Origin of the sequence: Xanthomonas hortorum pv. cynarae (assembly GCF_002939985.1) — a bacterium.
GTDB lineage: Bacteria > Pseudomonadota > Gammaproteobacteria > Xanthomonadales > Xanthomonadaceae > Xanthomonas > Xanthomonas hortorum_D.
Map to the genome: position 1 here is coordinate 47,193 of NZ_MDFM01000002.1, position 12,151 is coordinate 59,343.

Sequence of the window (12,151 nt, forward strand, 5' to 3'; positions counted from 1 at the left end):
TGCCGCTAGAACGCGTACTTGACCGTGAACAACGCCGTGCTACCGGCATCGACGATGTCGGAGATCGCCAGGTTGTTGCGGCCCACATGCGCCCAGTAGCTGTATTCCTTGGTCAGGTTGGAGATCGACAGATCCATGCTCACGCCGTTGTCGAAGCGGTAGCCGGTGTGCAGGTCCACGCGCCGAGTCGGGCGCGCCCACAGGTCGTTCCAGGGCGCGCTTTCATGCAGAAAATCGTAGCCCAGCAGGTACGAACTGCTGAAGTGGTAGCTCAGGTTCAACGAGAACCCGTTGTGTTCGTAGAACAGTTCCAGATTGGCCATCGCCGACGGCGCAGATTGCATGTGCTCATTGTCGAAGCCATCCAGCCCAAGGTCGGCACGCGCATGCTGGCGGGTGGCGTTGGCGCTCACGCCCAGGCCGTCGAACGGCGCGGGCAGATCCTGGAACTTCTGCCGCGCGCTGAGTTCCACACCGTAGATCTTGCCATCGCCGCCATTGGTGGGCATGTGGTACAGCACCGTGCCGCTGCCGCTGGTGTTGCCATTGGCCTGGGCCGATCCCGCATCGTAGATGTAGTTGCGTAGTTGCTTGTAGAAACCGGCCAGGGAGAAGAACCCGCCGCGTTCGGTGGACCATTCGCCGGACAGATCCAGGTTGGTGGATTCGATCGGCTTGAGATCGGGATTGCCCTGCGTGATGGTGGTGATGCCGTTGGAAATGTCGATCTGGCTGCCGCCGCCCAGTTGCACGAAGGCCGGGCGGGTGTAGCTGGTCCACAGCGATGCGCGATACGCAGTGCGCAGATCCGGCCGCCAGGTCAGGAACACGCTGGGTAGCGGTTCGTTATACGAGGTGCTGTTGTGGTCGAAGTAACCGACGATCTCGTTGCCGTCCGCATCCACCGGACTCACCCAGAACGTGTTGTCGATGGCGGTGTGCTCGAAGCGCACACCCGGCACGATATCCAGATTGCCCATGGTGAAGGTGGCAGTGGCATAGGCGGCGCTGACCGCCTCGGTGCCGCGCATGGTGTTGCAGTTGTAGTTGTTGACGTAGAACGCGCTGCCGCAGGTGTCCAGGTCATCGTCGGTGAGGTGCTGGGCGATCACACCAGCCACCGCCGCTTCGCTCACGCGCGGCGTATTCCAGTCGTATTTACCGGGGAAAATCGAGGCATAGGTACCGGTGAAGATACCCAGATCGCCCAGCGTGGTGGTGCCGTCCACGCCGCCGGTATACCAGTCGCGATTGGTGTAGCGGCGGCTGCTCTTGCTGTATTTCACCCCGAACTGCACTGACCGCAGCGCGCCATCTTCGAAGTCGTAGCGGGTATCGAAGCGCGCGCCGCCTTTCTTCTGGCCGGAGTAGATCTTGGTCTGCTCGCCATAGCTGCTGGCAAACAACGCCGGGATGTTATTGACCTGCGCCAGCAGTGTGGGCGTGAGCTGTGGATACGGGAACGCACCGCCGCCATAGCGCACGAAGCTGTTGCCGGAATAGGTGTAGTTATCCTGGGTGAACTTGTCTTCGCGCCCGTCGATTTCGACATGGTCGGGTCGGTCGTTGTTACCGAAGCTGTAGAACAGGTTGGGCATGAAGGTCCAACCCCCTGCGGTCTTTTTTGCGCCGATCTGGAAGGTGGCCAGGTCGGCGATTTCCGGGTTGGTCTCGTACCAGAAGCGTGAAGCGATGCGGCCGATATTTGGCGTAAATACGCCCGGCGTGCCGGTCGGCACGTAGCTCACATCCTGCGGCAGCAACTGCACGAAGGTGGTGCCTTGCTCGGTCTTGGCATAGGCGGAGGTCATGCGCGCGTACAGCGACAGGCTGTCGTCCACATGCCAGTCGAACGAGGCATTGCCGCCGTAGCGGCGCTCCCAACCGGCAGCGATGCCCACATTCATGCCGGTACTGGTGAGGTTGTGCTGCGGATCGAAACCGGCGGCGTTGCGGCCATCGGCATCGGTGTTCAAGTATTCCCACGAGCCGTCGTTGAGCGCGCTGGTGGCGGCGGCCACTTCGCTGTTGGTGGTGGTGCGGTAGTCGTAATACGCGCTGGCATACACGCCAAACTGTTGCGCATCGCCGAACTTGTGCTGGAACTCGCCGCCGAAGCCGCCGCCCAGGCCGTCGCCGCCGTAATCGCGCGCACGGCTTTCCACCCGGCCGCTGCCGGTGATGCTGCCGCTGGTGGTGTCCTTGTAGTCGTAGGCGGTGGGCGTGCGGAAATCCAGCGTGCCGCCGATCGCATCGCCGTCCATGTCGGCGGTGGAGGTCTTGTTGGCCACGATGGTCTGCAGGCCGCTCGGCGGCAACAGGCTGAGCTGCACGCTGCGGCTGTACGGCATGCCTTGCGCCACGGTGACGCCGTCGATCATGTTGACGTTGTATTCGGAGGGCAGCCCGCGCACCGAGGCGAACATGCCTTCGCCGCGCGCTGCACCATCGATACCGCCGAAGTAGCCTGAGCCGGTGCTGGTGATGTTGATGCCGGCGATCAGGCCCAGCGCTTCGGCCACGTTGTGCACGGCGGTGCGTTGCAGGTCGTTGGCCGACAGCACGTCCACCGTGTTGGCAGCGTTGATCTTCAGGTCGCTGGCGTCGTAGCGATTGCTCACCACGCTGACCGCTTTCAGTTGTTTGACCTCCTCCAACGCGATGGCCACCGATGCGGTGCCGCTGTCGCCGACCTGCACGCTGGTTTCGGCTGCGCTGAAGCCTGGGTAGTCCAGATTCAGTGCGTATTGCCCGGCCGGCACATCGTGGATGACGAAGTGCCCGCGTGCGTCGGCCACCGCGCTGTAGGCGGTGCCGGCGATGCGCACCTTCGCATTGGCTGCGGGTTTGCCGCTGCTGCTTTCTTTCAGGTCTCCCTCCACGGTGCCGGCCATTGCGGCTGCGGCCGAGGCCAGGCCGGTCACGGTCAGGATTGCCACGATCCATTGCTTGCCGTTCGTACGCTCACGCTTGTCCACATGCCACCTCGCCAGATGCTGGGCAACGTTGCCGATGGCAACGCCCTCCGATGCCTTGCTCTAGGGCAGACGGTCTGCACGGCGATGTGCGCGCACGGCAACGCACGGCACGCAATGGAAGCGTGTGCGAAAGACCGAACGGAGTGGCGCCGGAGCGTCTGCCAGCTGTTACAGCGGTGCAGGCGTCAGTGGCGAGGCGGGGAGTACCCGGCGATGCACTTGGAGCGCGAGCGCATCGCGCTCAATTTGTAGTGCTTGGTCATGACGGCTGCACCAGCGCGACAGCAGCGCAGCATGCGTGCGTGCGATGCACTGCAAGATCGGCAACACGCAAGCGCTGGTCGATACGACGATGCTGCATCCAACCATCTCCCAGTGCAGGTGCTGCGTGGAAACGCTGTTGCCATCAAGGTGAGTCGCGCATCGCCGATGGCGTGTGTTGCCGACTGCGGTCAGTGATAGACCTCGTTTTCGCGTCTGTCAAGCAGGTGTGAAGTGTGTGCGGAGATCATCGTATTGCCTGCGGATAGATCACCAATTGGATGTTGCGCAGGCGCGATGGCTGCATCTTGCGATGCACTGCAATACAGATGCATAACGCAACAGGCGCCGGCCATGACAGCCGACGCCTGTTGATGTCCTGCAGTCGAACTCCTTACTTCGGCAACGGCGAACGCCCCGAAATCGAAAACGCTGCCGCCTCGCCAACCGCGCCGGTGCCCCGCTGGCCACCACCGACAAACAGCGTGTAATCGCCGGCTTCCACCGCACGCTGGCCGGTACGATCCACATCGCTCAAGGCGCGCGCATCCAGGGTGAAGGTGAGCGTGCGCTGCTCACCTGGTTTTAGATGCACGCGTTGAAAGCCGACCAGGCTGCGCAATGGAGATTGCGGGCGATCCGGATACTGCAGATACACCTGCGCCACTTCATCGCCGGCGCGCGTGCCGGTGTTGCGCACCGTGGTGGTCACTTGCAAGGTGCTGCCGGCTTGCAGCGTGGTGCTGGAGAGCTGCGGCGCGCCGTAGGCAAAACTGGTGTAGCTCAAGCCGTAGCCGAACGGAAACAGCGGCTCGCCCTTGAAGTAGCGGTAGGTGCGGCCCTTCATGTCGTAGCTGACGTACGGCGGCAGGTCCTTGGTGGAGCGATAGAACGTCACCGGCAAGCGCCCGCCGGGGTTATCGTCGCCGGCCAGCATGCGCGCGATGGCGGTGCCGCCGGATTGGCCCGGGTACCACGCCGCCACGATCGCGTCGGCATGTGTCTTGGCCCAGTTCAAGGCCACCGCGCTGCCGCTCATCAGCACCACCACCAGCGGCTTGCCGGAGGCCTTTGCCCGTTCCAGCAGCGCTTGCTGCGGGGCGGGCAGGGCGATGTCATTACGGTCGCCGCCGTCGAAGCCAGGCACGTCGATGCGCAGTTCTTCGCCTTCCACATCCGGCGACAGACCGACGAAGGCCACCACCGCATCGGCCTGCGCCACGGCCTGCTCGGCTTCGGCCAACTGCGCGGCGGCCGGTGCCAGCCACTCCAGGCGCACGCCCTGATCCTGGCCGCGGTGTTCCATTTCCAGACGGATCTTGCGCGGGCGGGTGTCGTCGAAATGCAGCACGGTTTCCACGCTGCGGCCATCGGCGTTATGCATACCGGCCGGCACGTGCTTGTCTTCGGCATTGCCTGCGACCACCAGCTTGTCGTCGATGTACAGCCGTACCGGATCGTGGCCGGCGCAGTCGAAGCAGCGCGCCACCCGTACCGCCAAGGTGTAGTCGCCAGCGCTCGGCGGCAGCAACTCGCCGCTCCAGCGCACTGCGTAACGATCGGCCGGCACGCCCTTTGCGGGTGCGACCTGATCCCAGTTGAAGCTCACGGTGCGATCCTGCCGCACCACGCGCGCCGCACCTTCCATGTCCACATTGTCGAAATACTCGCCACGCAATCCCGGCTTGCCATCGCTGCGCAGCGCGGTTTCCGGAATCATGCCGGGCACGCCCGCCGCCAGCGGTGCACCTTGTGCGTAACTCACCTGCTGCACGCCGAAGCGCTGGCGCAGGCCGAGCAACGGGGTGACCGGCGTGGACGAGGTGCCTTGATAATTTGCTTCCAATGCCGCCAACGCATCGGCATTCGGGCCGATCACCGCCAGCCGCGCGCCGGCTTTCAACGGCAGGGTGTTGGCGTCGTTCTTGAGCAACACGATCGATTGGGCGGCTGCTTTCAGCGCCAGCGCACGGTTGGCTGTGTTGTCGATATCCTTGGCGCCGAGCGTTGCATACGGATCCTTGTGCGGCGCTTCCAGTTCGCCCAGGCGATAGCGCGCCGCGAATAGACGCACCAGCGACTGGTCGAGCAGGGCTTCGTCCACTTCGCCGCGTTCGATTGCGGTACCCAAGGCGCGATACGCGTAGCCGCAGTTGAGATCGTGCCCGGCCTTGAGCGATGCAGCCGACGAGCCGGCGTTGTCGGGGCGGAAGTAATGGAACTGGGTCATGTCGTCCACCGCATCGCAGTCGGACACCACAAAGCCCTTGAAGCCCCAATCGCCACGCACCCGGCCGTTGAGCAACCAGTCGGCCGCGCAGGCCGGTGTGCCGTGCAGCGAGTTGTACGCACACATCACCGAGCCGGCCTGGCCGTCGATCAATGCGGCGCGGAAGGCAGGCGTGTAGGTCGCTTCCACATCGCGCGGCGACACATCCACATCAAAGCTGTGCCGGCCGGGCTCCGGCCCACTGTGCACGGCAATGTGCTTGGGCGTGGCGATGGTGCGCGGGTGATCCAGATCGTCGCCCTGCAGCCCGCGAATGAAGCCGACTGCGAGCTGCCCGGTGAGGAAGGGATCCTCGCCGTAGGTCTCCATGCCACGACCCCAGCGCGGGTCGCGGAAGATATTGATGTTGGGCGACCAGATGGTCAGGCCCGCATAACGCTTGTGGTCCTTGCCCGGGCCGCCGGCCTGATTGAACTTGGCGCGCGCCTCGGTGGAGACCACCGTGCCTACCTGCTGCATCAGCTGCGTATTCCAGCTGGCGGCCAGGCCGATCGCCTGCGGAAACACCGTGGCGTAGCCATTACGCGCGATGCCATGCAGGCCTTCGCTCCACCATTCGTAGGCGGGGATGCCCAGGCGCGGAATCGCCGGCGCATCGTTCATCGCCTGCGCGACTTTTTCCTCGCGGCTCATTTGCGCCACCAACGCGGCGGCGCGTTGTTCCGGCGTTTCATTGGTTGATTTTGGGGCGAATGCCGGCGCGCCAATCAGCGGCAGGCCCAACCCCAGACTCAGCGCAACGGCCAGGCGGCATGGAAATACGGACAACGACATCGATTCACTCCTGCGCCACGGTACTGGCCGTCACGCGTTGTTCTTGGATTGCCCGCAGTGACACTGCGGGCGGTGGTTAGTGACACTAAGAGCGGATAACAAAACCGCTGCGCTCACCGCCAGGCGGATGCGGTCGGTGCTCGTAACCGGCATGTACCACTCGTAGACTCCGGTTCTGAGCGCGCCGCCCGTATCCACCTGACGACCCCTCGCTGCGTGTTGTTAGCCGCTCTACGAGCGGTGGTTGTTGCTGATCGGACGCTGGATCGTGTGCGAATGCGTTGCACCACGCAGACACTGCGCAAACCGCCCTCTTCGCTGATCGCGCAGCGCCTTTGTGCGAGCGCTGCGCAATCAGCCGACGCCTTTTCCGGCGCCTTACTTCGTCTCGGCCGCCTCCGGCGGTGCACCGGCCAGCGTGCTCGCAAGGTCGCGCACCTGCAGCGTGGACTGCAACTGCGCCAGCGCAGCCTTGCTGCTCACGTGCACGGTCAACGGCTCGCCCGGCAACAGGTCGAAGGCGTTGTCCGACAGCGTGGCATCCACATCGCCGAACGACAGCCACACCTCGCGCGCCAGCGTAGGGCTGGACAGCGTCAGTGCATAGCCATCGCCATCAACGCGCCACTGGCTGTCGATCTTCGCGCTCGGCAAGGCCACTTGTTTGGCCGGTGCGAAGAACACCACTTCGCGCGACAACAGCGTCTCGCCGTCCAACAATTCTAACACCGCATAGCTGCGCTTAGGATCGGCGCTGCCCAGCAATTGCTTGTCGCTGAAGTTGCCGACCTGCAGGCTGCTGAGCGGTTTGACGGTGGCTTTCTCTTCGCGCTTGCTCAGCAGCTTGCCATCCATGCTCATCACCCGCATGCGCCAGCGTGCGGCCAGCGGGGTGGTGCGGTCGGACACCAGCGACACCTCGGTCTGGCCCTTGTCGTTACGCAGCGCGGCGATCAGCTCCGGCGCGTAGAAGCGGCGGGCGTGGTAGTGCAGCGCCTTCCAGCGGCCGTAGTAATCCACGCTGGACCACGACGCACCCGGCCACACATCGTTGAGCTGCCAGTACAGCGAGCCCATCGACTGCGGACGCGAGGCGCGCAGATGCGAGGCAGCCAGGTTGATGCCCTCGGCCTGCATCAGCTGGCTCAGGTAGACGAAGCTTTCGAAATCCTTGGGCTCGCCGAATTCGCGGCGGATATACAGCATCAGCCGCTTGTTGCCGTTGCCCTTGTCGAACTTCTGATGCACGCGCATCACCGGCGATTCCGGATCCATGTCGCCGGGTTCGGCGAACGCGCGCACGGTGCGCATATCCGGGAACGACTGCAGGCCGTATTCGGACATGAAGCGCGGGGTGACGTTGAGGTATTCGGTCACCGGCAGTGCAGGGCCGCCCCACACCTTCCAGTAGTGCATGTCGCCATCGTTGGCCTGATCGGCGGCGCCATCGAAGTTGGTGCCCGGCGAGGTGGACCAGTACGGCACGTCGCTATCGTAGGTGGCCACCACTTCGCGGAACACCGTGCCGAACAAGGTGGTCATACCGCGCTCGATACGCGTGCGTTCTTCCGGGTCCACCGACTGCTTGAACTTGACCCGGTCGCCCCAGTTTTCCCAGCCGGTCTGCACTTCGTTGTTGCCGCACCAGAGAACAATACTGGGATGGTCGCGCAGCCGCTTGACCTGTTCGATCGCCTCCTGCCGGGTGTTCTCGCGGAACTCCACGTCGTACGGCGGTACCGCGCCACCGAACATAAAGTCCTGCCAGATCATGATGCCCAGCTCGTCGGCCACCTCGTAAAAATGGTCGTCCTGGTAATGCCCGCCGCCCCACATGCGCAGCATGTTCATGTTGGCGTCGCGCGCATCCTGCAGGGTGCTGCGCATGCGCTCGTGACTCACACGCGCGGGGAACGCATCCAGCGGGATGAGATTTGCGCCCTTGGCGAAGATCGGGATGCCGTTGATCACGATCTCCATGCTCTTGCCGTACTTGTCCTTTTCGCGACGCAGCTCCACCGAACGCAGGCCGGTGATGCGCTTGATCTGCTGGCTGTCGCCATCGGCATCGCGCACGCTGGCCACGAAGGTGTAGCGGTCCTGCGCACCGTAGCCGGCCGGAAACCAGCGCTTGGGCTTGGCGATGCGCACCGGCAGATCGATACGGTTCTGGCCCGGGTCGACCACCGCCTGCTGGGTGAACTGGCCGACACTCTTCCCATCCGGCCCAAGCACATCCAGCGTCACCTGCACCGGGCCGCTGCGGCCAGCCTGCAGTTCCAGCTGCGCCTGCAGTTGCGCACTCTCGGCGTCCACACGTTGCTGGGCGATATGCAGCCCGTCCACGCGCACGGCATCCCAGGCTTCCACACGCACGTCTTTCCAGATGCCGGCGTTGACCATGCGCGGGCCCCAATCCCAACCGAAGTTGTACGGCGCCTTGCGCACGTAGGTGGAGCTATGACGCGACTCGGGTTCGTCGCCGAATGCCGAATCGTAGGCGCCCGGCAGCGCGTACGGCTGCTTGGCCAACCACGGCTGGATCTTCTTGATCGGCGAGAACAGCTTGACCTCGAGCACGTTGTCGCCGCGCTTGAGCAGGGATTTCGCATCCACCCGCCACTGCCGGAACATGTTGTCGGCGCTGAGCAGCGGCTTGCCGTTGAGGGTGACCTCGGCAAAGGTATCCAGGCCATCGAACACCAGTTCGACATGCGCGCGTTTGAGCGTGGCCGCATCGACGTTGAAGCGTGTTTGATACTGCCAATCGCTGAGGCCCGCCCACTGAATCTTGCCTTCGTTGTCGCGATAGAACGGGTCCGGCACCACCTTGGCGGCGATCAGATCGGTCTGCACCGCGCCCGGCACCTGCGCCGGCAACCATGCCGCCGCTTTCGGATAGGTCTTGGCCTGTTCCTGACCCGGCACCAGCCGCACCTGCCAGCCGGTGTCCAGGGTCGTTGCCGTGGGCGGCGCGGCCCAGGCCTGCGAGATGGCGAAGGCCAGGGCAAGCCCGAGACGGGCGGGGGTGGGGACGAAACGATGACGGGACAGGGGCATGGGTGACTCTCCTTGGATGGATCAGCGCGTGGCGGCGGGGGGCGCCTGCGCGGTGGTTTCAATCAACTGGACGGCGCCGATGGCATACAACGGGCCGCGAATCGGTGCGGTGAAACGTAGACACAGATCATGGACGCCGGTGCGTGCAGGCAATGGGGTTTCCAGGGTGAGCTGCTCGCCCACGCTGTCGCCCTGGGGCAGACGTACGCTCGCCAGCAGTTCGCCCTCGCAGCCTTGTCGCACTTCCAGCTCACCGCCGCGCGATTTGGCCGGGTACTGCACGACCTTGGATTGTTCATGGGCCAGACCGAAGTTGTTCGGCAGACGTGCGGCCTCGACCCTGATCGCACCGATGCCGTCCAGGCGCGCCTGCGGATAGAGGCGGCAGGCATGGAACAGATCGACGTTGTAGACCGGCGTATCGGCAGCGGTCATCTCCGGCAATAGCGGCAAGCGCAGGCCGAGTGCCCCTGTCTCGACGCAGTCGCGCAGGCCTTGCGTATCCACGCGCAACAACCCGGCACGATCAAACGTGCGGCTGCGCGTGGCGGCCAGCGCTGTGCCATCGGATGCGAATGCAGTGGCCTTGACCGTGGTCGGCAGCTGGATCGTAAACGGCGCCTCGTAGCGCGGCGATGCCGGCGTGGGATCGCTGCCGTCGGTGGTGTAGTGCAGCGTGCCTGCGCCAGCCTGGGTGCGGAGCGCCACCTTGGCCGGGCCACCCGCCAGCACCGGGTTGGGGCCGGATTCCAGTGCGATATCGGCAGCGAATGCACCGTCGCTGTAGTCGATGTCCAGCGCCTTGTAGCGCTGCAATTGCGCCGGCAGGCGCGCCAGAAAACCCTTCCAGTTGCGCGCAGCCACCGGCGACCACGTCACTTCCGCAACGGCAGACAGACGCGGGAACAGCGCGTGATCGATATGCCACTTCGATGGAATGTATTCGGACCACAGCGCGCCCTGCGCACCGAGTACATGCGTGGCCTGCTCGGCGCTGAGTTCTTTTGGTACCGGGTCGAACGCGTAGACCTTCGACAGCGGCAGGATGGTCAGGCGGCCGTTGGGCTCGTCGCTTCGCGTGGTCTGCAGATTGTCCAGATACAGCCAGTCGCCTGGTGCAAGCACTACGTCGTGACCTTGTTTGGCTGCCGTCACCGCGCCTTCGACGCCGCGCCACGACATCACCGATGCACTGGCCGGCACGCCGCCTTCCAGAATTTCATCCCAGCCGATCATGCGCCGGCCTTGCTGGGTGAGGTACTGCGCCAGCTGCGCGTTGAACCAGCCCTGCATCGCGTGCGCATCCTTGACCCCGAGCTTGCGCATCTGCGCGCGCACCGCAGGCGAGGCCTCCCATTGGTCCTTGACCGCCTCATCGCCACCGATGTGGATATACGCCGACGGGAACAACGTCAGCACTTCATCCAGCACGTTGGTGATGAAGCTCAGGCTGCGCTCGCTGGTGTTGAACAGATACGGGTTGACACCCCAATTCACACCGACCTGGGTGCGCTGGCCGGGCACGCCCACCTCTTCCGGATACGCCGCCACCGCGGCCTGCGCATGCCCGGGCATGTCCAGCTCGGGCAGCACGGTGATGTGCAGACGCGCCGCATAGGCAACGATCTCGCTGATCTGTTCCTGCGTATAGAAACCGCCGTAACGCTCGGGTGTGCCGTGCCGGCCGGCACCGGGCGGGGTGCGCCATGCACCGACCTCGGTGAGTTTGGGGTAACGCTTGATTTCGATGCGCCAGCCCTGGTCGTCGGTGAGATGCCAATGCAGCACATTGAGCTTGTGCGCGGCCATTGCATCCAGCACATGCTTGACCGTGGCCACGTCATGGAAATGGCGGGCCACATCCAGATGCTGACCACGCCAACTGAAACGCGGCCAGTCGCGGATCGCCACCGACGGCACCTCGACCTCGCCCTTGCGCGCGTCCGGTGTCATCAGTTGCCAGGCGCTGATCGCGCCATAGAACAAGCCTGCACCATCGCGTGCGGCAATGCGGATGCCCTTGGCATCCACGTCCAGGCTATAGCCTTCCTTGTGCGCCACCGGTGCCTGCGGTGTGCGCTCCAGGCGGATGCTGTGCGGGGAGGCGCTGGTTTCGGTGCGCACTTCCAGGGTCAGGCCGCGCGTGCGTTGCAGCAGGCTGGCCAGCGTCTCGGCGCTGCGGCGCACTTCGGCGTTGCCGGTGGGAATCGAGATCACCGTGCCGGTGCCGACGCGAAAGCTGCCACTGCCGCGCCTGGCTTCGGCCGGGGCGGGAATCAGGGGCAGCGGTGCATTGGTGGCAGGCAGTGTCGAGGCGCTGCCGGGACTGGCCGCAGCCGGCGTGCTCGCTGCATCGCGTTGGCCGCAACCAGCTACCACCATCGCAGCAAACGCCAGTGCAAGCAGGCGCGACGACTGCCTCTTCGATAACAGCAGGCTCGACGACTGCATGCTCAGTGACCGCATGCTCGATGATGGCTTGCGCAGCGACAGCCGGCGCGATAACGACAAGCGCAAGCCAGGTGCGGAGTTCGACTTCATGCAATCACATCCCGATGTGGCGGCGAGAACACGGCAGCCACGCACAGTAGCAAAGCCATGCCGGATGACGCAGGGACTGGCGCACGCTTCGTTCGCGTGCGCGCAGTGTGCAAGGGGCGTTGTAGAACGGCGAATGCACATCGCAAGCAGCAACAAAACGGGCGCGTGCGGTGCCGGAATCGTCGGTCTCTCCCGATTCAAGCACCGAGCCGCGCCCGCCAGGTCGTGCAACGTTGCGACAACGCGC

The 12,151-nt window shown here is 64.5% G+C and carries 4 protein-coding genes and 1 other RNA gene; 1 reads left to right on the top strand and 4 read right to left on the bottom strand.

What is annotated here, in order from left to right:
• Positions 1–5: 5 nt before the first annotated feature.
• Together XcyCFBP4188_RS01670 and XcyCFBP4188_RS01685 are read right to left on the bottom strand one after the other, a co-directional pair.
• Positions 6–2,894, bottom strand: coding sequence for a TonB-dependent receptor (locus tag XcyCFBP4188_RS01670; RefSeq protein WP_233397307.1), 2,889 nt, complete (start codon positions 2,892–2,894; stop codon positions 6–8).
• 739 nt (positions 2,895–3,633) lie between these two features.
• Complete coding sequence (locus XcyCFBP4188_RS01685) at positions 3,634–6,303, bottom strand: glycoside hydrolase family 3 C-terminal domain-containing protein (protein ID WP_104591527.1); 2,670 nt, start codon at positions 6,301–6,303, stop codon at positions 3,634–3,636.
• Between the two features lie 151 nt (positions 6,304–6,454).
• On the opposite strand from XcyCFBP4188_RS01685, the gene XcyCFBP4188_RS01690 reads away from it, so the two are divergent.
• Positions 6,455–6,531, top strand: a non-coding RNA gene (locus XcyCFBP4188_RS01690) — sX9 sRNA.
• 150 nt (positions 6,532–6,681) lie between these two features.
• Here the strand turns inward: XcyCFBP4188_RS01690 and XcyCFBP4188_RS22985 are convergent.
• On the bottom strand, positions 6,682–9,363 hold the full coding sequence (locus tag XcyCFBP4188_RS22985; RefSeq protein ID WP_104591528.1) for a beta-mannosidase: 2,682 nt from the start codon (positions 9,361–9,363) through the stop codon (positions 6,682–6,684).
• 21 nt (positions 9,364–9,384) lie between these two features.
• Positions 9,385–11,829, bottom strand: coding sequence for a family 20 glycosylhydrolase (locus XcyCFBP4188_RS01700; RefSeq protein WP_167393492.1), 2,445 nt, complete (start codon positions 11,827–11,829; stop codon positions 9,385–9,387).
• Positions 11,830–12,151: the final 322 nt, after the last annotated feature.

What these genes read in the sequence shown, in the direction of transcription:
- XcyCFBP4188_RS01700 (WP_167393492.1), bottom strand. Translation starts at nt 11,829, where the DNA reads ATGCGGTCACTGAGCATGCAGTCGTCGAGCCTGCTGTTATCGAAGAGG.
- XcyCFBP4188_RS01685 (WP_104591527.1), bottom strand. Translation starts at nt 6,303, where the DNA reads ATGTCGTTGTCCGTATTTCCATGCCGCCTGGCCGTTGCGCTGAGTCTG.
- XcyCFBP4188_RS01670 (WP_233397307.1), bottom strand. Translation starts at nt 2,894, where the DNA reads ATGGCCGGCACCGTGGAGGGAGACCTGAAAGAAAGCAGCAGCGGCAAA.
- XcyCFBP4188_RS22985 (WP_104591528.1), bottom strand. Translation starts at nt 9,363, where the DNA reads ATGCCCCTGTCCCGTCATCGTTTCGTCCCCACCCCCGCCCGTCTCGGG.